This window comes from Kluyvera georgiana (assembly GCF_050990895.1).
Classification (GTDB): domain Bacteria; phylum Pseudomonadota; class Gammaproteobacteria; order Enterobacterales; family Enterobacteriaceae; genus Kluyvera; species Kluyvera georgiana.
This window is the reverse complement of sequence record NZ_CP158865.1, coordinates 716,152-740,251: the sequence shown is the minus strand read 5'-3', so window position 1 is coordinate 740,251 and position 24,100 is coordinate 716,152. Positions and strand designations below refer to the sequence as shown.

Below are 24,100 nucleotides of genomic sequence, written 5' to 3'. Positions count from 1 at the left end.
ATTCCTGGTTTTTATCCATAAAGATCAAATAACTAAATATCCACAGAATTAGCATTGCCTTTTAAAATCTATTAACAGATAGTGTATTAGATTTAACTTAAGCTTTGTTTTTATTACCGTCAGGATATTTGTTAAATGTTATCAATTAAAAAGACAATAATGAGCACTCTGGTCATTGCACCGGCCCTCTTCAGCTTCAGCACTGGCGTCAGCGCCGCCGAATTAACCGGCTGCGCCGCCAAAAAGCAAGAAATTACCCGCCAGCTTGAGTATGCCCGTACGCATAATAATCAGCATCGGGTGAATGGATTAACCACCGCCTTAGCTGAAGTTGAAGCGCACTGTACCGATGCCTCTTTGCAAAAGGAACGTCAGCAGAAGGTCGCCGAAAAGCAGGAGAAGGTGAACGAACGCCAGGCGGAATTAAAAGAGGCTCAGTCGTCAGGGCGTTCGGATAAGGTCGCTAAAAAACAGCAGAAACTGGATGAAGCCAAAGAGGAGCTGGCGGCAGCTCAGGCGGAATTACAGCGCTGATAGCCCAAATCGGCTCAGACCACAACCCGGCCGCTAAACCGGGTTGTGGACGCGTTATCCCTCTCGCTACATTGCCTTGCGAATGATGACCGGCACGCTCTTATAGGCAGGCGTCAGGCTCTGGGTATCCACCGCATCGAGAGACAGCAGCACGTTCGCTTCCGGCAGATAGGCGCCAATCGAACCGGCAGCCATGCGGTAAACCACCACCGTCAGGCCATACATCGCACGTTCGACGCTCGGTTCGCCGTTGTCTTCCAGCGCTTGAATGTTAATGACGTCACCTTCTACCAAACCGCGCGTCTCAGCTTCCGCCTGGCTTAAGAACACCACATCGCGACGACCAGTGATGCCACGGTAGCGATCGTTCATGCCGTATAGGGTGGTGTTGTACTGGTCATGGCTGCGTAACGTCGCCAGTACCAGCGCATCATCCGGCTGATTCTGACGATCCACCGCGCGCTGACGGCTAACGATAAAGTTCGCTTTACCGCTCTCCGTGCGCCACTCGCGACGCGACGCGGGCGTATCCATGCGGAAGCCGCCCGGTTCGGCAATACGCGCGTTATAGTTGGCAAACGCCGGAATGACGCTGGCGATGGCCTCACGAATCAGCGCATAGTTATCCGTCATGGCTTCCCAGTTTACCGGCGAGTCAGGCAACGTTGCTCGCGCCAGCCCGGCGACAATCGCCGGCTCCGACTTCAGCCAATGCGATGCCGGTTTCAGCGCCCCGCAGGAGGCATGCAGCATCGACATGGAATCTTCGACGGTGACCGACTGAATGCCGCTCGCCTGCATATCGCGCTCGGTGCGACCCAGCGCCGGGAACAGGTAGTTATGCTTTGCCATCAGCAGATGCGAGCGATTGAGTTTGGTCGCCACGTGGACCTGCAGATCCAGCTTTTTCATCGCTTCAAAGGTACGCTGCGGTTGCGGCATCGCCACCGCCAGATTCCCCCCCATGCAGATTAGCGCCTGTGCGTCACCGCTCTCGATGGCGCGAATACTCTCAACGCTCGAGCGGCCATGCTTGCGAGGTACGCGAATGCCAAAGTGGGCTTCCAGGCGCGACAAAAAGGCTTCCGGCGCTGCCTCGTTAATGCCGACCGAACGATCGCCCTGCACGTTGGAGTGACCGCGCAGCGGGCAAATACCGGCACCCGGTTTGCCGATATTGCCCTTCAACAGCAGCAGGTTCACCAGTTGCTGGACGTTTTCGGTGCCGTTTTTATGCTGGGTAATCCCCAGTCCATAGCAAATGATGGTGGCTTTCGAGCGGTCGTAACGGTAGGCCAGATCTTCCATCTGGCTGCGGCTCAGGCCGGAGTCTTGTTCCAGTTCCGCCCAGTGACAGCGATGCAGATCGGCATACAGCGCCTGATAGCCGTGGGTATGCTCAGCCAGGAACGCGCGGTCGAGACACGGTTCCTGGCCAAGCAAGGTTCTGGCTTCGTCCATCTCAATCAACGCCTTCATGATCCCTTTCAGCAGCGAGGCGTCGCCGCCCATTTTGACCTGATAGTAGTCATTGCTCAGCGTGGTGGCATGGCCTTTCAGCATGTCCGTCGGGCTTTGCGGGAAGCTAAAGCGTTCAAGGCCGCGCTCCGCCAACGGATTGATAGAGATAATACGCCCGCCGCGCTGCGCCACTTCGCGTAGCGTGGTCAGCATCCGCGGGTGGTTAGTCCCTGGATTATGACCAATACAAATGACCAGGTCACAGTGCGCGAAATCATCCAGTTCGACGGTGCCCTTACCCAGACCGATAGCGCTGGTCAGCCCGACGCTAGTTGGCCCGTGGCACATATTAGAGCAGTCCGGGAAATTGCTGCTGCCGTATTCGCGGGCAAACAGCTGGTAAAGAAACGCGGCTTCATTGGAGGTACGCCCGGAGGTATAAAATTCCACGCGTTCCGGGGAGTCGTAGCTGCGCAGGCGCTCGCCGATTTCGGCAAATGCCACCTGCCATTCGACGGCCTGCCAGGTATCGGTGATGGCGTCGTACTTCATCGGATGCGTCAGACGGCCAACATTCTCCAGCTCGTAATCGCTGTATTTCCACAGCTCGGCCACGGTGTGCTGGCGGAAGAATTCCGGAGAGGCTTTCTTGCTGGTGGTTTCCCAGGAGACGGCCTTCACGCCGTTCTCACACAGCTCCATCGGCGAACGATGGCTGGGGTCCGGCCACGCGCAGCCGGGGCAGTCGAACCCCTTTACCTGATTCATGCGGAACATCGCGATGACATCGCGCGCGATGGCCTTTTGCGAAAATACCGATGCGGTGACCGCTTTTACCGCTCCCCATCCACCCGCGGGCCCTTGATAGTCGCTTACACCTGGAACGCCATTACTCATTTTTACCGCTTATTCTGTACGCAATTTCAATGGCGAATACGGTAGCAATTTCTGTTGAGCAAAGATTTCCTCTTCACGAGGTACGGCGGCTCTACGCTGTACGGATTAGTCTGCGGCTCCCTCTGGGAGCATAGCGATTCCCCCTCATGCGTCACCGCCACACGAAAAATAGGGTTGATCTGATACGAACAACCTCTTATTTTTCACCTTTCTTTTTTAATCGGACCCTGCGATGTCAGCTATGAATCAAGCGAAAGCGGTAGTGAACAGCAGAATAATAAGAACAATAAGCTGAGGTATTTCTGATGTGGTTATTTATTGGCACCGTCACCGTCGCCTTTTTAGCATCGCTGATGCTGATCTGGCTTGACGACAGAATTGCGGAAACGGAATAAATCCGTGGAGGACGTTCCGCGCCAGCAGGCGGCGCGGAACGAAAAAGCATTACAGCGACTTCGCCAGACGCTCAACGGCGGTTTGCAGACCTTCCAGCGACACCGTAGAGTAGGATAAACGCAGCGTACGGGTATCCGGATTGTCGTTATAGAAGGCTTCACCCGGCACGTAGACCACGCCATTTTCCAGCGTTTTCTCCAGCCACTTCATGGTATCGAACGGATAGCGGAAGCGCGCCCACAGGAACATCCCGCCTTTCGGACGGCTGAACTCAAGATGCTCGCCCAGACGGCTTTCCAGCGCGTCGGCCAGCGCATCGCACTTCTTACGGTAGTCTTCGCGAATGAGCGCAATCTGGTTTTCCAGGCGGCCCAGGCTCAGGTACTCGGCGGTAATCACCTGCGACAGCATGTTAGTGTGCAGATCGGCGGCCTGCTTGACGATCACCGTCTGCTGAGCCAGCCAGTCCGGCATCACGATCCAGCCAATACGCATGCCCGGCGCCAGAATTTTGGAGAAGGTCGAGGTATAGACCACCTGATCTTCACAGCCTAATTCCACCGCATGCTGGTACAGCGGACGCTGTACTTCATCGGTAAAGCTGATTTCACCGTACGGATCGTCTTCAATAATCACCACGTCATGCTGCTTCGCCAGCTCCACCAGACGGCGGCGGCGATCGTCGCTCAACGTTTTACCGCCCGGATTACCGAAGGTCGGGACCAGGTAAACGGCTTTAACACGCGTGGTGGTCAGCAGCTCGGCGAGCTGTTCCACCAGCATGCCGTTGTCGTCAGTATCGACGCTCAGGATGTTGGCCTGCGCCAGCTGGAACACCTGCAGCGCCGCGAGGTAGGTTGGGCGTTCAACGACAATGGTATCGCCCGGATCGAGCAGGGTACGGGCAACAATATCCAGCGACTGCTGCGAGCCCGAGGTGATATAAACATGGCTTGCCTGACAGGCCACGCCGCGCGCCTGACACAGTTCACTGACGGCCTGGCGCAGCGGCGGGTAGCCTTCGGTCAGCCCGTACTGGAACGCATCGTTAAAGCGTTCGCTCATCACCTTCTGCACCGCCAGCTCCAGCCCTTCGGTATCAAAAAGCTCCGGCGCCGGAATACCGCCACCGAGAGAAATCACGCCGGGCAGTTTACTGTGCTTGAGGAGTTCGCGGACGGCGGAAGGTTTGAGTTCCCCCGCGCGCGCGGCGAGTCGCCGATCGTGCATATTCTTTTCCTTTTTTGTCTTGTTGTTGTGTTTACTGCAGACTTTCTTTACGTAGGCCTGATTAGCGAAGCGCCATCAGGCAACCCGACACAGATTGCCGGATGGCGGCTCCGCCTTATCCGGCCTACTATTTTTTATCTTTAATCACCACCAGCGGTTCGATATCGCTCTCTTTTTTAATCACCAGAGATTCATCACCGCGCAGGCAGGTGCCGCCGTAGTTACCGCCAACGGTAAAGGTACATACCTGAATATATTTTCCCGCCACGTTTGGCAAGCACCAAAGCTGCTGGTAAATATTTTTCCGGTCAGTAAATTTACCGCTGGTTTGATCCAGCAGCTGATCGTGACCGCTGACCAGATCGATATTGCTGCCGCAACGGCCGGAAATCGGCTTGATGGCATAGCCGGTTTTGGCCAGATGTTCGCTCACCTCAAAGTCGGTATCCAGCAGATACGGATGGTTCGGGAACAGCGACCACAGCACCGGAAGAATGGCTTTGTTGCCGGGAATGACCGTCCACAGCGGTTCGAAGACCATCACTTCCGGGCGCAGCAACACGTCAATCAGGCGCACTTCGTTATCCGGGTGACCGGTACGAATTGGCACGGCGGCGTATTCGTCTTCATCCACCTCACGCACCTGCTCAATCGCCGTTTCCCACGCCCAGGTTTTCCACACGCAGTTCACCAGACGACCCTCACCGTCAATTAACTGACCGGCAGCATCCCAGCGCAGTTCGTCGAGACCGTAGAGAATTTTGCTCTCGAAGCCCGCCTGTTCAAGGGCGCGCTGCATAAACTGGGCGTGGTAATTTTCTTCCAGATCGTTGTCCTGCATGATGTGCACGAACGGCCTTGCCTGACTGTGCCTCCACGCGCCCACCAGCTCGCCCAGCAGATCTTCCGCCGGGTTATGTCCGTTGCCGCGATAGCCGGTTTTCAGCCACTGTTCAAGGATCAGGCCGCCTTCGGTGTGGCAGGAGGCAGAGTCGGCGTTGTACTCGTAAACCTTCAACCCGCGCTCGTCCATGCAGAAGTCCATGCGCCCGGTGATCATGTCGTGGCGACGGCGCTGCCAGGAGAGACGCAGGCGCGGCCAGAGGATTTTCGGGATGTCGAACAGCGCCAACAGGTTGTCATCACGCATCACTTTGTCGGTGGCGTGGAGATACATCAGGTGCATCTCGTTGGTCGCTTTAATCAGCTCCTGTTCGGCGCTTTCGGTCATGGTGAAGTACTGGTACGGATCGGCGTTGATCACATGACCGTTGGCGGCAATATACGCCTGCTGGAGCGAATCTTTTTCGTCGAGCCATTTGCCATCAAACTGACCATTGTTCTCCAGACGCGCTCCGCCCAGCTTCAGCGCTGCACCGGCAATCGCCGGCTGCGGCAGGCTATAGCGAGCATCGTCAGTCTGAATCATCCAGCCAAGAATGGTGGTGTCGTCGAAGGTGTCGTGCAGCGTGTAATGGCCGTCTTTCACCTCTAAGGTGAGCTCGCGGGTCCACTGCTGGCCTGCCGGCAATGGCGAGTGCAGCACGTTCTGTTCAGCGATACGTACCTTGTTGCCCAACAGTTGGGTAATCACCGCCACGTGGCCGGTTTCATTAAACTCACCGCCCTTCTGCCAGATCAGCAAAGAGCCGACGAGCGGCGCGCGGCGGGAGCCATTAGCAAAAGCCTGCAGCGGGAGAATGGCGTCGTTCACCACCTGACGCAGATAGCGCAGAGAGAAGATCTCGTAGGCCATGCCCACATCGGTGAAGACAAATCCGTAGTTAATGAACAGGAAGCGGCGGGCAAACTCGACGCACTGCCACTTGTGGCCCATATATTCGTTGTCAATGTAGCTACGAAACGAAGCATCATCAGGCATATCACCTGGTTTTAAGCTGCTGTAATTTGAAGAGTAAATCGCTACGCCGCCCGGCGCATACCCCAACAACGTGCCAAATGGGGCGTCACTATTGGTACTTCCCTTGCTCATGAACCTTCCTCAAACATCGCGTGCGATTTTCTCGCCCGCACGTTGAAATTAATCCAATATACACAAAATCATTCAAGGTGCATCCAGGCGGCAAGCGAGTGAATCCCGAATCACTTACTTAAGTAAGTGATTCGGGTGAACGAACGCAGCCAACGCAGAGGCAGCTTGAAGGATGAAGTGTATAAAAGTGGATTAATCATACACCCGTGTATGCGAGGATGACCCATTATCGGGAAAAATATTCATCTGAAAAATGGGCAACAGGTGCGCGAGAGAGGCCCGGATTTTTGCCTGAAGCTGCTAAACTTCACTACCTCAACACATCATCAAAATAAGGCGAGCGATTATGTCAGAGAACACCTATCAGCCCCCCAAAGTCTGGGAATGGAAGCAAAACAACGGCGGCGCATTTGCCAATATCAACCGCCCGATTTCCGGTGCCACTCATGAACAAGCGCTGCCGGTAGGCCAGCATCCCCTCCAGCTCTACTCCCTTGGCACGCCGAACGGCCAGAAAGTCACGATTATGCTCGAAGAGCTGCTGGCGGCTGGCGTCACGGAAGCGGAGTACGACGCGTGGCTCATTCGCATTGGCGAGGGCGATCAGTTCTCCAGCGGCTTTGTGGAAGTGAACCCAAACTCGAAGATTCCGGCGCTGAGCGACCACTCCACCACGCCGCCAACCCGCGTGTTTGAGTCCGGCAATATCCTGCTCTATCTGGCGGAAAAGTTTGGTCATTTCCTGCCCAAAGATCCGGCCGGGCGCACCGAAACGCTGAACTGGCTGTTCTGGTTGCAGGGTTCGGCCCCGTTCCTCGGCGGTGGTTTTGGTCACTTTTATAACTACGCGCCGGTAAAGATTGAGTACGCGATTGACCGCTTCACCATGGAAGCCAAACGTCAACTGGACGTGCTGGACAAACAGCTGGCGCGCGGGCGCTACGTGGCAGGGGAAGAGTACACCATCGCCGATATCGCCATCTGGCCATGGTATGGCAACGTGGTGCTCGGCAACGTCTACGGCGCGGCGGAATTCCTTGATGCGGGAAGCTACAAAAACGTGCTGCGCTGGGCGCAGGATATCGCCAGCCGCCCGGGCGTGAAACGCGGTCGTATCGTCAACCGTACCAATGGACCGTTGAATGAGCAGCTGCATGAACGTCATGCCGCCAGCGATTTTGACACCAATACGGAAGATAAGCGTCAGCAGTAATGGCTTAATTGACCGGGTGCCTGGCGCCCGGTTTTATTGCCCTTCCAGCCGGTATCCCGCCATAAAGTAGCGAACGGTCGTGCTGGAGTCATGCTCTTTAAAGAAGTCCATCACCATTTCTTTGTCCAGCCCGTAACGCCGCGTCAGAATCCCCGCTTCCCAGGCGCTGAGCTGCCGGTCGCCTGTCCTTTCAAACATTCGGTGCGAAAAGCCCAGCACGAACCCGCGTTTATAGTCGGTGCAAAAACCAATCACCTTTTGCGCGCTATCGGCATAAGGCGCCTGTAGCCCCGCCATCAACCCTTTGCCAAAATGGTTATCCATCAGTGTACCCTCAATCGTTATATATAAAATTATATAGCGAATATTTGAGCGGAGGCTAGCGCTATTTGAACGCTAACCCTAAAGGGGAATCCGCCAGCCAATTCCCGGCAGTGTGATCGCGCCAACGGGCATTCGCGCGCAAAGCAAGTATTCTGGAAACAGCGTTTCAAAAATGAGAGAAGGAGATGTTATGGCCTGGCAAGCAAACCCAGCCCGTTATGAACAGATGCAGTATCGCTACTGTGGCCGCAGCGGTTTACAGCTTCCTGCCCTGTCCCTCGGCCTATGGCACAGTTTTGGTCATATTCACGCGCTAGACGATCAGCGCGCACTGCTGCGCAAAGCCTTTGACTGCGGCATCACTCACTTCGATCTGGCGAATAACTACGGCCCGCCTCCGGGCAGCGCCGAGGAGAACTTTGGCCGCCTGTTACGGGAAGATTTTGCCGGTTATCGCGATGAGCTCATCATCTCGACCAAAGCGGGTTATGACATGTGGCCCGGGCCGTACGGCTCCGGCGGCTCGCGTAAGTATCTGCTGGCCAGTCTCGACCAAAGCCTACAGCGTATGGGGCTGGAGTACGTCGATATCTTTTATTCGCACCGTGTCGATGAGCGCACCCCGATGGAAGAGACCGCCAGCGCGTTAGCTCAGGCGGTGCAAAGCGGTAAGGCGCTGTACGTTGGCATCTCGTCATACTCTTCCGAACGCACCCAGGCGATGGTAGAGCTGCTGCGTGAATGGAAAATTCCGCTGCTGATTCATCAGCCTTCTTATAATCTGCTCAACCGCTGGGTCGACAAGAGCGGACTGCTGGATACGCTTGAGCGCAACGGCGTGGGCTGTATTGCGTTTACCCCGCTGGCGCAGGGCCTGCTAACCGGAAAATACCTGAACGGGATTCCGGAAGGTTCGCGGATGCAGGTGGAAGGCAAAAAGGCGCGCGGCCTGACGGAAAATATGCTGAGTGAGAGCAACCTGAACAGTCTGCGTTTACTCAACGATATGGCGCAACAGCGCGGGCAATCAATGGCGCAAATGGCCTTGAGCTGGCTGTTGAAAGACAGCCGCGTGACGTCAGTGCTGATTGGCGCCAGTCGACCAGAGCAAATTGAAGAGAACGTGAAGGCGCTGGAAAACCTGCACTTCTCCCGCGAGGAGTTGGCGCTGATTGATAAGCACGTGACGGATGGTCAGTTAAATCTGTGGCAGGCGTCGTCGGATAAGTAGGACCGTACCGAAAACGTGAATGGGTAGGCCAGACAAGCGTAACGCCCCGTCCGGCCTACATCGCTATTTTTTCGCGCGGGTGAGGCTATCGAGGTAACCCATCACAAACGCTGAGAGTACGAAAGTCAGATGAATAATCACATACCACATCAGCTTGTTATCCGGGACGTTCCTGGCATCCATAAACACCCGTAGCAGGTGAATGGACGAGATAGCCACAATCGAAGCCGCCACTTTGTTTTTCAGCGAGGTGGCGTCCATTTTGCCCAGCCAGTTCAGCTTCTCTTTATGTTCACTGATATCGAGCTGCGAGACAAAGTTTTCATAGCCGGAGAACATCACCATCACCAGCAGGCCGCCGACAAGCGTCATATCCACCAGCGACAACAGGGTCAGGATTAAATCAGCTTCCGCCATGCTGAAGATATTCGGCAGCACGTGCAGGATCTCCTGAAAGAACTTCAGGGTTAAGGCCAGCAGCGCCAGTGAGAGGCCAAAATAAACCGGGGCGAGGATCCAGCGCGATGCGTACATCGCATTTTCCAGAAAGCGTTCCATAGTGTCCTGTCTTCGAGTCAAATTCGCCCTAGTATATCGCAATCACATAACATCATATCAACACTTCGGCTTACACATCGTGGGGACGAATAAAGGGTCGCTGGAAGTCCGGCCAAACCAACGCCACCAGTTCGGGATAAGCCTCCTGAGCAAATTCCTCGTAGCACCGCTGCAGGCTGAGCACCACCGGGTCGACGTCGGTCACCCGTTCACCTTTCAGGCAGCGTCGTTTAATCTCATCGTAATACTCATAGACGGCGCCATTGAGATTCCGGCAACGTTCCTGCGCATCAAACAGGCCCGCCTTTTCTTTTAGCTGATCTGTCGACATACGCTTAATTGTCGATTGGACAAAATCGATATACTCGTGGTTAATACGCCAGTACCAGGAAGGGGTAATCCGGCTCATGAGCCCGGCAAAATGATTTTCGCCTTCGTCTTTGTTCAGTGGCGCGAGGGCCGGGGCGGGAACGGTTTCATTATTCGCATCAGACGGTGCGTTATTTTGACCATACATAAAAAATAAAATAATGACGGTAAGTAACAGCAACACCATCACAAAATAAATAATACCACTCATGGTTTTCTCCACTTTTTTTGATTTTAAAAGTGCGTCATGTTAATGTCAACGAACCTCACTATAATAAAAAACATTCTCCAGCCATTCACAGACGACGCCTATATGATAGCTGAAACCCTTATCCCAGCCCGTTTCTGCATCGCCGCTATAGATGCGGAAAACAAGGATACACCGCCAGGCCTGCTGGCTGAGCAGGAGAAAGTCTCGCTCGCGACGTGGCAGGACGAGATATTGATTGGCGGCGGTCAATCGCGTAACCCATTGCTTGAGGAGCGCGATCGTCATATTAAAGACAGATTATATCGCATCGCTAAAATTGAAGCTTTTGCACTTATGCTAAATAACCTGGTCGTTCAGGGGGAGATCTCTGCGCTGGAGTTAAGTCAAATTATGGAGCTAAAAACTCAGGAGATAAATGAGGACGGTAATAAAATCTGGCTTAATTTAATGACCCAGGAAAGAACCGCGCCAATGTTTTATAATCTAACGGATAAGTGAGTATGAAACTTGTCGATGTTAGCGCGACTAATATAGCGTTAAGCCCACAGCTCAGTGATGAGACCATTCTTCAGCGTAATTTGCAGACGCTGCGCGAGGAAAAAAATGCCGAGGGGCGCCGCATTTCCGGCCTTTCCGAACCCATTCCCGCGGCGCTGGTGAAAATGAAGTGGCAACATCGCCGCGAAATCTATGGCTATCAAATTAAAGAAGAGATCTTCGGCTCCGCGCTGTGCGAAGTGATGGCGCGTTACCCCCATCTGCGCGACAAAATCCTGGCGCATACGGAATCCTGCTATCAGCACGTCCTGAACCGGGAGGCCGCAACGCTTGAGATTAGTCGCGGCCTCGCCGATGGTCATTACCGCACGTCCAACGTCATCCTGAAAGTTGAAAAGAACGACGAAAAACGCCCGGATCAGCCGATAATGTCGATGGCAAAGTGATTGAACGAGCAGCTTCCGCGCTGCGCCTGGCTTTCTAACGACACTGCTACCAGCCCCACTTTTGCCCCAACCCACTTCCCTTTGCCCGCGGCGAAAGGCTGAGCCACCCGCTGCCAGTTCGCCTCGCCGCTACGCCAGGCAAAGCGGCAGATGCCGCCGTGAGAAACCTCGACCGACATTGTGCAGGTGGTGCTATCCAGCGTCGCGATGACTTCGCGGCGTTCGCGTACCACGCCCGCATCGCTCATCCAGCCGGTCAGCCACAGCAGCCGAGACTGCCCGTCACGTTTTTCCAGCAGCAGCGCGGCATAACGTTCACCGTAGATAACCAAACCGCCCGCATCGCCGCTGGCTTCAGCATTCAGCGTCAGCGTGGTTTCGGCGCTAAACTGCCAGGCCGGAAATTTTTGCAGCAGCAGGTTGGGCAGCCAATAGAAATGTTGTTTCTCTTCGCCGCGGGGTAGTTCGCAGCAGCGGAGATTCAACTGGCCATCGCCCGGCAGCAACCACTGGGGATCCGGATTAGCCTGCCACTGCCACTGTAGCCCCGGCACGCCTGAGGCAAAGTCATCGTCGGTTTGCGGCAATAATGGGGGTGAAGGCGGTAAGCTCGCCGGACGCGGCCAGCGCATCACCGGTTGCCCGGCGCCGTCATCCCCCAGCGGCTCACCAATACGCGGCCAACCGTCCTGCTCCCAGCGCATTGGCTGGAGGTGAACGATGCGTCCATACAGATGCGCATCCTGGAAATGGACAAACCAGCATTCGCCGTCATCCAGCTCAACCCAGCCGCCCTGATGTGGACCATTAACCGGGGTATTCCCCTGAAACAGAACGTTTTTCGCCTCCCAGGGGCCGCTCATGCTGCGGGCACGCAGTACCGTTTCCCAGCCGGTTTCGACGCTGCCCGCTGGGGCAAAAATATAGTACCAGCCGCCGCGCTTGTAGACTTTTGGCCCTTCAAGCGTCGGCTGGTCGCTGCTGCCGTCGTAAATGATCTGCCCTTCACCGCGCAGCGAGGTACCATCAGGCGACATGGCGAACAGTTGAAGCTGGTGTTTGATTCCGCTACGGCTATAGGCAAAGGCGTGGACCAGCCAGGCGTCACCGTTGTCATCCCAGAACGGGCAGGGATCGATCCAGCCTTTCGCGGGCTGCACGCAGTGCGGCGCGCTCCATTCCCCCCACGGATCGTCGGTACGACACATGAAAATACCTTCATCCGGGGTGCTGAAAAAGACCCACAGCTGATTGTCGTGCCAGCGAATTGACGGTGCCCATACGCCTTTTCCCGGCTGGTACTGGTTGTAGCCCGCCAGGGGTAAAGACTGAAAAACATGATTAATGATCTGCCAGTTCACCAGGTCGGTCGAATGCAGGATCGGCAGCGCGGGCATATGGTTGAAGCTCGACGAAACCATAAAGAAATCGTCGCCGACGCGAACAATATCCGGGTCCGAATAGTCGGCGCAGAGGATCGGGTTATGATAATCATGTGAAGTCATCGTCGTTTCCTCAGGCTTTATGTAATACGCCGCTGACGGCTTCAGGTTCGGCCTGCACCGCCGCCTGCTGGCGTGCGGAAAGGTCGCGTTGAATGGTTGCCATGGCGCGGTCGTCCAGCTTATAGAAGCGCGACAGCCACCATAACACCAGGTACGAGAGCGATGGCCCCAACGTCAGCAGACCAACGATGCCCATCGTCGCCATCGGTGTTTGTTCGGTGACGCCCGCCTGATAGCCAAACAGCCCCAGCGAGAAACCGACGACCGCGCCAGCGACCGCCATACCCATTTTCAACGCAAACAGGTTGCCGGAGTAGGACAGGCCAGTAATACGGCGACCAAACTTCCACTCGCCGTAGTCGGCGGCGTTCGCCATCATGTTCCATTTAAACGGTTGATACATCTGATGGAAGAATCCCACAAGGAAGTACAAAGGGAACACGACGGGTAGCCAGGTCGGCGGCACGAAGAACATCACTACACCAACGGCGACCAGCAGCAGGTTAATATTTTTAAACAGCGAAACCGCGCGGTAACGTTTCGCCAGCCAGCCCGCCGCGATGCTGCCGATAATGGTACCGACCACGCTAGTCGACACAAATGCCGACTTCATCGCCGTTCCGGCCGCAGACTCGACGCCGCCCATCATCAAATAAGTGGCGTAATACAGCGTTGCCGCGCTGCGCATCACCCCTGCCATGCTGGAGAAGAAGGTGATGATCGCCACGACCCGCCACTGATCGTTGGCCAGCAGCGAGCGCAGATCTTCGCGAATGCTGCCCTGTTGCTCCACCGCGGGCGCCACGCGCTCTTTGGTGGAGAAGAAACAGAAAGCCAGCATCACAATGGCGATGGCCCCCATAATGCCCATGGTGGCCTGAAAGCCGAACTGCTTATCTTCTTTACCCAGGTAGTCGACCAGAAACAGCGTGGCGACAGAGACCATCAGACCGGCCACAGACGAAATCGTAAAACGATAAGATTGCGCCGACAGGCGATCTTTCTCATCGCGGGTGATCACACCACCCAACGCGCAGTAGGGGATATTGATAAAGGTGTAACACAACATCAGCAAGGTATATGTCAGGTAGGCGTAAACCAGCTTACCGGAAGCGCCAAAATCGGGCGTAGTGAAGGTCATCACCGCCAGCACGGCGTAGGGAATCGCAAACCAGATCAGCCATGGGCGGAAGTGGCCCCAGCGGGTTTTGACCCGGTCAGCGACAATGCCCGTCAGCGGGTCGGTAATGGCATCCAGCACGCGCGTTACGAGGAACATCACCCCCACCGCCGCCGCAGACAAGCCGTAAATATCGGTGTAAAACCAGGTCAAAAACATCGTTACCGAGGAGTAGACAATACCGCAGGCGGCATCGCCCATGCCGTATCCCAGCTTTTCGGTAATAGACAACTTTGTATCGTTTGCCACACTTATATCCTCCTGAATTGAAGTGGTTTCAATGTAGAAGGATGGGATTGGCAATTATATTGTCATTTTTCGTACTGGTATTACGTTTTCTAACAACTGCGAAAGTTATCACACAACTAAATTACTTGTTATACATCTTTCATTTTTGTGACATTACACCAATCTGAACACGGAAATAGCCGACTTAAGTTCACCGGTATGCTGTTGCTGCTGATGCGCAACCTGAATAGTTTGCGCCACGTGCTGCACGTTCTCCTGCACGCTGGCGTCGATATGCGCAATGCTGCCTTTCATCTGTAATACGCTGGCGCGCTGCTGGTCGCTCATTGATGACAACACGTCGACACAGGCCTGTAGGCTGTCGATGTTATTGATGATCGCCGCCATGGTTTTCCCCGCTCTTTCTACTTGCTCAGCGCCCTGATGGGTACTCTCGACGGAAGCGGCCACCAGTTGACGAATGTCCCGCGCCGCACTTTCACAGCGCAGCGCCAGAGTACGGACTTCAGCCGCCACCACCGCAAACCCTTTCCCATGAGCACCGGCCCGCGCGGCTTCAACGGAGGCGTTGAGCGACAGAATATTGGTCTGGAAGGCTATGCCGTCGATGAGCTCAAGGATACCGCCAATCTTCAGCGATTCATCACGGATGTGCGACATGGACGCCATGGCTGAACGGATATTCTCCCCCCCTTCCCGCGCCACAGCGCTGGCCTGCCCGGCGAGTTCGCGCGCTTCGCTGGCCTTTTCACTGGTTAACGATGCCGCACCGGCAAGCAGCTCCATGGCGCTGGCGGTGACCGCTAACGACCGCGCCTGGCTGTCGGTGCGTTCGGAGAGCGCGGTGTTACGTTGCAGTAGCGTCTGTGAGGCATCCAGCAGTTGCGATACATTACCGCTGACCTGCTCAAGCGTGTTACGCATGGCATCCAGCGTCAGGCTAAAAGTTTTCGCAAAGGGTGAGCGGCTGGTTTTGGTGTCGCGCTCCAGCGTCAGGTAGCCCGACTCGCGGTTAATGACCGCCGCCAGCTTCGCAACCTCGCTGGCCGACCGTGCATCCTGCTCCATCCGTACCGCCAGGAAGACCAGGAATACCGTCTGCGCCACGACGTACACCGCGTGCATAATCACCATATGCAGACCGGCGTGCATAAACACGGTGATATTAAACAACCCGTATTCCTGTAAATAATTAAATACCAGGTGGTGAACAGCAATCACCCCCGCGCCCATAATTAATGGCCGCCAGTCGCGCCAGGCGAGCAGCGCAGACAGCAAAACAAATACCGAAAAATGATATTCGGTCTCGCTGCCGCCAAGCTGAATCAGCAGTGCGGAATAGGCCATTAGAATAAACGCATAAACTAAGCGAGTGATGAGTTTGCCCGCAAAAATCAGCGTCATCAAGGTGGCAAGTCCCGCCAGAATCGTCGCCACCAGCAGTGCCAGACTGGGGTTATCATTCATCCAACCCACTCCCAGCGAAACGCCCCACATCACCCAGGCCAGCACCAATAATAGCCGGTCTGCTCTTTGGCGAATTGAGGATAACGAGATCAGGTCGCGATGCGAACCTTCAGCTTGTCGCAATGTTATTATGGCCATGATATTTTCCGCCCGCTGTAGATATATATTATTGTTAGCGTTCAGAATTAAGCGTAGGAAGGTTATTTAAGACTAGCCACTCTCATATTTAAATTATATTGCTACATTTAAGCGCCGCTAAATATTATTTAAATAGTTTTGGATATAATTCGCTGAAACAGGACTTAAGATAAATATGATATTACTTAGGGAAGTAATAACGGATGGCGCTGAATGCGCCATCCGGGATGAGATTATTTTTTCGCGACGGTCTCTTCACCAACCAGCCCAATCTTCAGATAGCCAGCCTGATGCAGCGTATCCATCACCTTCATCATCGTTTCATAGTCCACCGTTTTATCGGCACGGAAGAAGATGGTGGTGTCTTTCTTGCCTTCCGTCAGCGCATCCAGCGCCGGCACCATGCTGTCATCGGTAATAGGGTCGTTACCGAGGAACATCGATTTATCCGCTTTCACCGACAGGTAGACCGGTTTTTCCGGGCGCGGCTGCGGCTGGCTGGAGGAGGCCGGCAGATTGACTTTAACATCAACCGTCGCCAGCGGCGCGGCGACCATAAAGATAATCAACAGAACCAACATGACGTCGATAAACGGCGTCACGTTGATTTCATGCATTTCGCCGGTATCGTCCAGATTTTCATTAAGACGCATTGCCATAGGGCATTAACCTACTCGTAATTTCTGGGCGGTACGAACCGGATGCACGCCGCTGGCGCTCAGATCCAGATCGCGACTCTGCAGCAGCAGAACCTGCGCTGCCACATCGCTCAGGTTAGCCTTGAAGCCACCGATGAGGCGCGCGAAGACGTTATAGATGACCACCGCCGGAATCGCGGCGAACAGGCCAATTGCCGTTGCCAGCAGAGCTTCTGCGATACCTGGCGCAACAACGGCCAGATTCGTGGTTTGCGTCTGGGCGATACCGATAAAGCTGTTCATGATGCCCCACACGGTACCAAACAGGCCGACGAACGGAGAGATAGCGCCGATGGTCGCCAGGAAACCGTTACCCCGTCCCATATGACGGCCTACCGCCGCCACGCGACGCTCCAGGCGGAAACCGGTACGTTCTTTAATCCCTTCGTTATCTTCCGAACCCGCAGAGAGCTCCAGTTCGTTCTGCGCTTCGTTAATTAACTGGCTGCTCAGGCTCTGCGCGTCAAACGCGGAGGCCGTTTCGTGCGCCTGATTGAGGGAACGCGCGTCCGCTAACAGTTTCTGCTCGCGCTTGAGGCGGCGCTTATGAGAAAGGAGCTCTGCCCCTTTACTGAAGAAAATTGCCCAGGTGACGACGGATGCCAGTATCAAGCCAATCATGACCACTTTAACCACGATGTCGGCATGATGATACATACCCCAAACGGAGAGATCCGCCTGCATCAAATTATTACCCACTGTGTATCTCCAGGACGTAAATCACAAAATCTGAGCACAATAATATCAAAACAACGTCGAATTGATAGTAGTTCTCATTAGTATTTACATATTGACTTAAATCACACTTACTTTCCTTGCGCTTACGCAGTAAAAAAGTTTTCTGCACGGTTTTTGGCAAAATTTTCTGCTGTATGCGCGAGGAACGCTACATCGCTGAGGCAATCGTGATAGTTTAGACGTCCAGACGTATAAAAACAGGTATATCCAACATGGCAGACAAGCACCTCGATACCGCGCTGGTTAACGCCGGACGCAGCAAAAAATATACCCAGGGATCGGTGAACAGCGTGATTCAACGCGCCTCGTCGCTGGTTTTTGACACGGTCGCCGCCAAGAAGCATGCGACCCACAACCGCGCTAACGGCGAGCTGTTTTATGGCCGTCGCGGCACGCTGACCCACTTTTCGCTGCAGGAAGCCATGTGCGAACTGGAAGGCGGCGCCGGCTGTGCCCTCTTCCCCTGCGGCGCGGCGGCGGTGGCAAATACTATCCTCGCCTTCGTTGAACAGGGCGACCACGTGCTGATGACCAACACCGCCTACGAACCGAGCCAGGATTTTTGCACCAAAATTCTCAGTAAGCTTGGCGTCGCCACCAGCTGGTTCGATCCCATGATTGGCGCTGAAATTGCGAACCTGATTCAGCCGAACACCAGAATCGTGTTCCTCGAATCTCCGGGTTCCATCACCATGGAAGTTCACGACATCCCGGCGATCGTCGCCGCCGTTCGCAGCATCGCTCCTGAAGCCATCATCATGATCGACAACACCTGGGCGGCAGGCGTGCTGTTTAAAGCGCTCGATTTTGGCATCGATATTTCGATTCAGGCGGGCACCAAGTACCTGATTGGCCACTCAGATGCCATGGTCGGCACGGCGGTATCGAACGAGCGCTGCTGGGCACAACTGCGTGAGAACGCCTATTTGATGGGGCAGATGCTCGACGCCGACACGGCCTATATGACCAGCCGCGGCCTGCGTACGCTCGGCGTGCGTCTGCGTCAGCACCATGAAAGCAGCCTGAAAGTCGCCGAATGGCTGGCGCAACAGCCGCAGGTGGCGCGCGTCAATCATCCGGCGTTACCGGGCAGCAAAGGGCATGAATTCTGGAAGCGCGACTTCACCGGCAGCAGCGGTCTGTTCTCCTTCGTACTGAACAAACGCCTGAATAATGACGAGTTGGCAAACTACCTCGACCACTTCTCGCTGTTCAGCATGGCTTATTCCTGGGGCGGATTCGAATCGCTGATTCTGGCTAATCAGCCGGAAGAGCTGGCCAGCATTCGTCCAGACGGGGTGATTGATTTTGAAGGTACGCTGATCCGCCTTCACATCGGTTTGGAAAACGTTGACGATCTGATTGCGGATTTAGCGGCAGGATTCGCCCGCATCGTGTAACATATCCCAAGCCCGGTACGGTCAGTGCCGGGTGGGTTAGCAATATTTTTGGCGCGTCCAGCGGAGGCGCCACCGATGTTGAGAACAGTCGGTTCCCGAGTTCACATCGCCGCCAGGCGTAAACCTATGTCACCCGGTTGTCAGCCAGACTGAACAATGCGGCTTCATTTGTTGCGTCCGGGATCAAGGTGTTCTTCAGAATTCGGGCGTACAATAAATGAAAACGCTGTTCCACAGGAATGTCCATGGTCGTTATTCAAGATATTGTCGCCGCGCTTTGGCAGCACGATTTTGCTGCACTGGCGAATCCGCACGTCGTGGGGATCGTTTATCTGGTCATGTTTGCTACGCTGTTTCTGGAAAACGGCCTGCTCCCCGCATCATTTTTACCCGGCGATAGCCTGCTGCTATTGGCAGGGGCGCTCATCGCCAAGGGCGTAATGGGCTACGTCCCTACCCTCGTCATTCTGACGACGGCCGCCAGCCTTGGCTGCTGGTTGAGCTATATTCAGGGGCGCTGGTTGGGCAACACTAACGTCGTGAAAGGTTGGCTGGCACAGCTGCCGGATAAATACCACCAGCGCGCGACCTGCATGTTTGACCGTCACGGGCTGCTTGCATTGCTTGCGGGTCGCTTCCTGGCGTTCGTGCGTACGCTGCTGCCAACGATGGCGGGAATTTCCGGTCTGCCTAACCGTCGCTTCCAGTTATTTAACTGGCTAAGCGCGCTGCTGTGGGTTGGCGTGGTCACCGGCTTTGGCTATGCCATCAGCATGATTCCATTCGTGAAACGTCATGAAGATCAGGTGATGACCTTCCTGATGGTTCTGCCGATCTTCCTGCTGGTTGCCGGGCTGCTCGGCACGGTAATTGTGGTGATTAAGAAAAAATACTGCGACGCCTGATGGCGTCGCCTTGCAATCTGTAGGCCGGATAAGGCGTTTATGCCGCATCCGGCAATGTGCAGCAGCGTTGCCTGATGGCGCTACGCTTATCAGGCCTACCCGTTACATTCCGCGCAGTCTTGCCGCATCCTCACCCGGCGTCAGGCCGAAAAACCGTTTAAACTCTCGACTGAACTGCGACGCGCTCTCGTAGCCCACCTGCATCGCCGCCGCGCTGGCCTTCAGGCCGTCGTGCGCCATCATCATCCGGGCTTTGTGCAGCCGATAGGCTTTCAGATATTGCAGCGGCGAAGTACTGGTTACCGACTTAAAATTATGGTGGAACGCCGACAGGCTCATATTGGCCTCGGCGGCCAGCTGATCGACGCTCAGCGTTTCGCTGTACTGGCTCTCAATCCGCTTGAGCACGCGGCTAATCTGGCTGAAGTGGGTCTGGCGGCTCACCAGCGCCATCAGCGCGCCGCCGCGCGGCCCGGTGAGCACGTGGTAGAGCATTTCGCGGATAATTTGCTTGCCGAGAATACGGGCATCCAGCGGGCGTTCCATCACGTCCAGCAGACGTTCGGCGGCGCAAAGGATCTCTTCGGACAACGTCGCCGCGTTAATCCCGCTTTCCGCCATCGCCGGGCGGAAAAGCGGGTCTTCACCGATATCCATGAGCAATTCCTGGAGCTGGAAAATATCGACGTCGAGACGCAATCCGGCCAACGGGGCCTCAGCGGTGGCAAAAGTTTCACATTCGAAGGGTAAAGGTACGGTGAGCAGCAGATATTCATTGGCGTCGTAGCGAAAGGTACGATCGTTGATATAGCCAATTTTATAGCCGGAAAAGAGAAACACGATGCCAGGCCGGTACATGACCGGCGTGCGTCCACTGGGCTGGCTGCCGTAGATCAGCTGGATGTCAGGCAGCAGGGTACGCAGGTTTTGTTCGTTATTTTTCAGCTGCTTAATTTTTTCTGTCAGCAGCGCACAGATCGCTTCACGGTTCATCAACGAAGGCTCCAGATACCTTTTTTCACGCTCTCATTGTGGCCGTGATTAACGTGATTAACGTGATTAACGTGATTATCCAGCCTTATGGAGAAATGGGCAAGACAAACGCAGAAATGTGCATTGAGAGGTACGGCAACGAGGACCACAATGATGTCATTCGGCGACGACCTTCGCCGCCTTGTTTTTCCATCCACCAAGAAGGGAACGAGCAATGTTTAATTTTGATCTTCACACCCCGACCCGCATTCTGTTCGGTAAAGGCGCTATCGAAAATCTGCGCGCTCAGATCCCCGCTGACGCTCGCGTGCTAATCACCTACGGCGGCGGCAGCGTGAAAAAAACGGGCGTGCTGGACCAGGTACTGACCGCACTGAAGGGGCTGGACGTGCTGGAATTTGGCGGTATTGAGCCAAACCCGTCCTATGAAACGCTGATGAACGCGGTGAAAATTGCCCGCGAACAGAAAGTGACCTTTCTGCTGGCGGTCGGCGGCGGTTCCGTCCTGGACGGCACCAAATTTATCGCCGCGGCAGCGCACTATGATGAAAGCATCGACCCGTGGGAAATCCTCGAGACCTACGGCAGCAACGTTAACAGCGCCATCCCGATGGGTTCCGTTCTGACTCTGCCAGCAACCGGCTCCGAGTCGAACAAAGGCGCGGTGATCTCCCGTAAAACCACCGGCGACAAGCGTGCCTTTATGTCTTCGCACGTCCAGCCGCAGTTTGCCATTCTGGACCCGGTTTACACCTACACTCTGCCGCCGCGTCAGGTCGCGAACGGCGTGGTTGATGCCTTCGTGCATACCGTTGAGCAGTACGTCACCTATCCGGTTGACGGCAAAATTCAGGACCGTTTCGCCGAAGGCATTCTGCTGACGCTGGTTGAAGAAGGCCCGAAAGCGCTGAAAGATCCGGAAAACTACGACGTGCGCGCCAACATTATGTGGGCGGCGACTCAGGCGCTGAACGGCCTGATTGGCGCAGGCGTACCGCAGGACTGGGCAACCCACATGCTGGGCCACGAACTGACCGCCATGCACGGGCTGGATCACGCCCAAACGCTGGCTATCGTTCTGCCTGCACTGTGGAATGAAAAACGCGAAACCAAGCGCGCCAAACTGCTGCAATACGCTGAACGCGTCTGGAACATTACCGAAGGTTCTGACGACGCGCGTATCGACGCCGCTATCGCCGCAACCCGCAGCTTCTTCGAACAAATGGGCGTGCCGACTCGCCTGTCCGACTACGGTCTGGACGGCAGTTCCATCCCGGCGCTGCTGAAAAAACTCGAAGAGCATGGTATGACCAAACTGGGTGAAAATCAGGATATTACCCTCGAAGTGAGCCGCCGTATTTACGAAGCAGCCCGTTAAGCCCTTCCTCACTTTTTGCTCTAAGCATGTCGAGCACACCCCAGAAGCTTACCCCCGTAAGTGGCTGGGGTGAGCTGACGCAAACGGCGCATCTGTAGCTTGAAAGGCGACGAGCAAGCTTTCGTTTTTGCATATTTCGACCAGACTTAATCATACAAATCTTATCGGGGCATGCCCCAATAAGCTGATGAAAAGGAGAAATGCATGACACATCCAACCGTGATTAAACTGCACGATGGCAATGTAATGCCGCAGCTGGGCCTGGGCGTATGGCAGGCCAGTAATGAAGAAGTGGTTACCGCAATCCACAAAGCGATTGAGGTCGGCTACCGTTCTATTGATACTGCCGCCGCCTACAAGAACGAGTCGGGCGTGGGCAAAGCCATTCACAGCGCGGGCGTTGCGCGTGAAGATCTGTTCATCACCAGCAAGCTGTGGAATGACTCCCATCTGCGCGCCGCCGATGCGTTGCAGGAGAGCCTGGAGCATTTACAGCTGGACTACCTCGATCTGTATCTGATCCACTGGCCGGTGCCGGCATCTGACCACTATATCCAGGCCTGGAAAGCGCTGATTGACCTGCAAAAACAGGGGCTGGTGAAGAGCATCGGCGTGTGTAACTTCCAGGTTCCACATCTGCAACGGCTGATTGATGAGACCGGCATCGCACCGGTGATTAACCAGATTGAACTGCATCCGCTGATGCAACAACGTCAGCTGAACGCATGGAACGCTACCCACAAGATTCAGACCGAATCGTGGAGCCCGCTGGCGCAGGGCGGCGACGGCGTTTTCGATCAAAAGGTCATCCGTCATCTTGCCGACAAGTACGGCAAAAGCCCGGCGCAAATTGTGATTCGCTGGCACCTCGACAGCGGTCTGGTGGTCATTCCGAAGTCGGTCACGCCATCGCGCATCGCAGAAAACTTCGACGTCTGGGATTTCCGCCTGGATAAAGACGAATTGAGCTACATTGCGACCCTGGATAAGGGCAAGCGGTTAGGGCCGGATCCGGACCAGTTCGGCGGTTAACCCCTCAAGCCCGGCAATTGCCGGGCTTTTTTCAGAAATCATCAATACCTTTCCCTCACCGCGTCTTGATAACCTTGCGACAATCGCTCTTCTTACGGGACGTCGCTATGAAATATCTCCTCGCAGGGTCATTGTGCTTCATCTTCTCCACATTCAGTTCCGTGACCTCTGCAACGGACTCCCTTGAATACACCATCCGACAGATTTATCAGCCTTATATCGAAAGCACTCCCGTCGCCACGTTTGGCGGCGCAATGGTCTCAGCCCGAATGGGCCAGGCGCTAACGCTGGATGAACGTTTAACGCTGCCGGGAGATATGGGCTGGTTGGGTTACGACCCCATCTGCAACTGTCAGGATTTTGACAATCTGGTGCTGGAGAACGTCGCGATTACCCGCAAAGATGCCTCTCATGCAGAGGCCACCGTACGCTTTCGCCCCTTTCGCGATCGGGGTGAAAGCGTCACGCAAACGCTGAGCATGATGATGGAAAACCGCCGCTGGGTTATTGACGACATTATCAGCGAGCAGGATAGCCTGTACCAGCAGCTCAACGCCAGCAACCAGCAAACCCTCGCCGCGTTGTCGGCGTTGCAGAGACCGCGCCCTGAAGATTTCATCCGTACGTTGTACCAGCATATTGACGATAATACCTGGCCGTGGACCTGGATAGTCTCACCCGATTATGACCGGGTGATTAATGCCTATCAGCACGCGGTCTCCCGCCAGGACGCAGACAGAAGCAGCGATGGATTGCTTTATCACAATCCGCTTTGTGACTGTATGGCAACTCAGCCTGTCAGGCTCAATACGCTGAATGTAATGGAAAGCACCCTTCATCGGGCTCGCGTGCAGGTTAACGTGACAATAGGTAAAACAGCATTCACTCAGGAGATCGTCTTACAGCGCATTGAGGATGAGTGGAAAATCGCTGACGTTATTCGCAGGCAGGACGGTAGCCTGATGGCGAAAATGCGGGCCGCGACGGCACGCATAGAACAGCAATAGCGTTAACGCTAATCCACCAGGGTGATGAACTTCCCGGCAGCATTAATGC

The 24,100-nt window shown here is 55.1% G+C and carries 22 protein-coding genes; 10 read left to right on the top strand and 12 right to left on the bottom strand.

All coding sequences use genetic code 11. From position 1 onward, the window contains the following. The first annotated feature begins 159 nt into the window (after positions 1 to 159). Positions 160 to 534: a DUF1090 domain-containing protein gene (locus tag ABTW00_RS03555; RefSeq protein ID WP_433638871.1), complete on the top strand. Its 375-nt coding sequence runs from the start codon at positions 160 to 162 to the stop codon at positions 532 to 534. Positions 535 to 600: 66 nt separating this feature from the next. Here ABTW00_RS03555 and ABTW00_RS03550 read toward each other — a convergent pair whose 3' ends face one another. From ABTW00_RS03550 to gss, 3 genes are all read right to left on the bottom strand, one after another. Further along, entirely contained in the window at positions 601 to 2,892 is a 2,292-nt protein-coding gene (locus tag ABTW00_RS03550) for an FdhF/YdeP family oxidoreductase (RefSeq protein WP_433638869.1), read from the bottom strand. A 444-nt stretch (positions 2,893 to 3,336) separates the two neighbouring features. After that, the gene (locus ABTW00_RS03545) at positions 3,337 to 4,518 is read right to left on the bottom strand and encodes a PLP-dependent aminotransferase family protein (RefSeq protein WP_064542438.1); all 1,182 of its coding nucleotides are present in this window, start codon (positions 4,516 to 4,518) and stop codon (positions 3,337 to 3,339) included. 127 nt (positions 4,519 to 4,645) lie between these two features. Then, the gene (gss, locus tag ABTW00_RS03540; RefSeq protein ID WP_064542435.1) at positions 4,646 to 6,511 is read right to left on the bottom strand and encodes a bifunctional glutathionylspermidine amidase/synthase; all 1,866 of its coding nucleotides are present in this window, start codon (positions 6,509 to 6,511) and stop codon (positions 4,646 to 4,648) included. Positions 6,512 to 6,857: 346 nt separating this feature from the next. On the opposite strand from gss, the gene yghU reads away from it, so the two are divergent. Continuing rightward, positions 6,858 to 7,724 carry a glutathione-dependent disulfide-bond oxidoreductase gene (yghU, locus tag ABTW00_RS03535; protein ID WP_064542432.1) on the top strand — a complete coding sequence of 289 codons (867 nt, stop codon included), beginning with the start codon at positions 6,858 to 6,860 and terminating at the stop codon, positions 7,722 to 7,724. A 33-nt stretch (positions 7,725 to 7,757) separates the two neighbouring features. On the opposite strand, the gene ABTW00_RS03530 is transcribed toward yghU, so the two are convergent. Continuing rightward, positions 7,758 to 8,048, bottom strand: coding sequence for a DUF2623 family protein (locus tag ABTW00_RS03530; protein WP_064542429.1), 291 nt, complete (start codon positions 8,046 to 8,048; stop codon positions 7,758 to 7,760). 190 nt (positions 8,049 to 8,238) lie between these two features. On the opposite strand from ABTW00_RS03530, the gene ABTW00_RS03525 reads away from it, so the two are divergent. Beyond that, positions 8,239 to 9,279, top strand: coding sequence for an aldo/keto reductase (locus ABTW00_RS03525; protein WP_433638865.1), 1,041 nt, complete (start codon positions 8,239 to 8,241; stop codon positions 9,277 to 9,279). Between the two features lie 63 nt (positions 9,280 to 9,342). On the opposite strand, the gene ABTW00_RS03520 is transcribed toward ABTW00_RS03525, so the two are convergent. Beyond that, positions 9,343 to 9,837 carry a TIGR00645 family protein gene (locus ABTW00_RS03520; protein WP_433638863.1) on the bottom strand — a complete coding sequence of 165 codons (495 nt, stop codon included), beginning with the start codon at positions 9,835 to 9,837 and terminating at the stop codon, positions 9,343 to 9,345. A gap of 70 nt (positions 9,838 to 9,907) precedes the next feature. Continuing rightward, positions 9,908 to 10,417 (bottom strand): ESA_00282 family adhesion-associated protein, encoded by a 510-nt coding sequence (locus ABTW00_RS03515; protein WP_433638861.1) that lies wholly within the window; start codon positions 10,415 to 10,417, stop codon positions 9,908 to 9,910. Between the two features lie 102 nt (positions 10,418 to 10,519). Here ABTW00_RS03515 and ABTW00_RS03510 point away from each other — a divergent pair, with 102 nt between their 5' ends. Both ABTW00_RS03510 and ABTW00_RS03505 read left to right on the top strand, forming a co-directional pair. Next, positions 10,520 to 10,915: a hypothetical protein gene (locus ABTW00_RS03510; protein ID WP_433638859.1), complete on the top strand. Its 396-nt coding sequence runs from the start codon at positions 10,520 to 10,522 to the stop codon at positions 10,913 to 10,915. A gap of 2 nt (positions 10,916 to 10,917) precedes the next feature. Continuing rightward, positions 10,918 to 11,361 carry a hypothetical protein gene (locus tag ABTW00_RS03505; RefSeq protein WP_064542414.1) on the top strand — a complete coding sequence of 148 codons (444 nt, stop codon included), beginning with the start codon at positions 10,918 to 10,920 and terminating at the stop codon, positions 11,359 to 11,361. On the opposite strand, the gene ABTW00_RS03500 is transcribed toward ABTW00_RS03505, so the two are convergent. The 5 genes from ABTW00_RS03500 to exbB form a co-directional block, all read right to left on the bottom strand. Next, positions 11,334 to 12,866, bottom strand: coding sequence for a glycoside hydrolase family 43 protein (locus ABTW00_RS03500; RefSeq protein WP_433638857.1), 1,533 nt, complete (start codon positions 12,864 to 12,866; stop codon positions 11,334 to 11,336). The genes ABTW00_RS03505 and ABTW00_RS03500 overlap by 28 nt on opposite strands. A gap of 10 nt (positions 12,867 to 12,876) precedes the next feature. After that, positions 12,877 to 14,295, bottom strand: a complete 1,419-nt coding sequence (locus tag ABTW00_RS03495; protein WP_064542406.1) for a glycoside-pentoside-hexuronide (GPH):cation symporter — start codon at positions 14,293 to 14,295, stop codon at positions 12,877 to 12,879. 153 nt (positions 14,296 to 14,448) lie between these two features. Further along, positions 14,449 to 15,900, bottom strand: a complete 1,452-nt coding sequence (locus ABTW00_RS03490) for a methyl-accepting chemotaxis protein (protein ID WP_433638854.1) — start codon at positions 15,898 to 15,900, stop codon at positions 14,449 to 14,451. A 233-nt stretch (positions 15,901 to 16,133) separates the two neighbouring features. After that, positions 16,134 to 16,559, bottom strand: a complete 426-nt coding sequence (exbD, locus tag ABTW00_RS03485) for a TonB system transport protein ExbD (RefSeq protein ID WP_064542400.1) — start codon at positions 16,557 to 16,559, stop codon at positions 16,134 to 16,136. Between the two features lie 6 nt (positions 16,560 to 16,565). Further along, positions 16,566 to 17,297, bottom strand: coding sequence for a tol-pal system-associated acyl-CoA thioesterase (gene exbB, locus ABTW00_RS03480; RefSeq protein WP_433638852.1), 732 nt, complete (start codon positions 17,295 to 17,297; stop codon positions 16,566 to 16,568). A 251-nt stretch (positions 17,298 to 17,548) separates the two neighbouring features. On the opposite strand from exbB, the gene metC reads away from it, so the two are divergent. Both metC and yghB read left to right on the top strand, forming a co-directional pair. Next, positions 17,549 to 18,736 (top strand): cystathionine beta-lyase, encoded by a 1,188-nt coding sequence (gene metC, locus ABTW00_RS03475; RefSeq protein ID WP_064542393.1) that lies wholly within the window; start codon positions 17,549 to 17,551, stop codon positions 18,734 to 18,736. Between the two features lie 245 nt (positions 18,737 to 18,981). After that, positions 18,982 to 19,641, top strand: a complete 660-nt coding sequence (gene yghB / locus ABTW00_RS03470) for a DedA family general envelope maintenance protein YghB (protein WP_064542390.1) — start codon at positions 18,982 to 18,984, stop codon at positions 19,639 to 19,641. 102 nt (positions 19,642 to 19,743) lie between these two features. Here the strand turns inward: yghB and ABTW00_RS03465 are convergent, their stop codons facing one another. Further along, the gene (locus ABTW00_RS03465; RefSeq protein WP_065356049.1) at positions 19,744 to 20,634 is read right to left on the bottom strand and encodes an AraC family transcriptional regulator; all 891 of its coding nucleotides are present in this window, start codon (positions 20,632 to 20,634) and stop codon (positions 19,744 to 19,746) included. Positions 20,635 to 20,848: 214 nt separating this feature from the next. Between ABTW00_RS03465 and yqhD the strand changes: the two genes are divergently transcribed. The 3 genes from yqhD to ABTW00_RS03450 all read left to right on the top strand — a co-directional run bounded on the left by yqhD (position 20,849) and on the right by ABTW00_RS03450 (position 24,051). After that, positions 20,849 to 22,012, top strand: a complete 1,164-nt coding sequence (yqhD, locus tag ABTW00_RS03460; protein WP_065356050.1) for an alcohol dehydrogenase — start codon at positions 20,849 to 20,851, stop codon at positions 22,010 to 22,012. A 204-nt stretch (positions 22,013 to 22,216) separates the two neighbouring features. Beyond that, positions 22,217 to 23,044 carry a 2,5-didehydrogluconate reductase DkgA gene (gene dkgA / locus ABTW00_RS03455; protein WP_433638848.1) on the top strand — a complete coding sequence of 276 codons (828 nt, stop codon included), beginning with the start codon at positions 22,217 to 22,219 and terminating at the stop codon, positions 23,042 to 23,044. 107 nt (positions 23,045 to 23,151) lie between these two features. Then, on the top strand, positions 23,152 to 24,051 hold the full coding sequence (locus ABTW00_RS03450) for a DUF3828 domain-containing protein (RefSeq protein WP_433638846.1): 900 nt from the start codon (positions 23,152 to 23,154) through the stop codon (positions 24,049 to 24,051). The last annotated feature ends 49 nt before the right edge of the window (positions 24,052 to 24,100 follow it).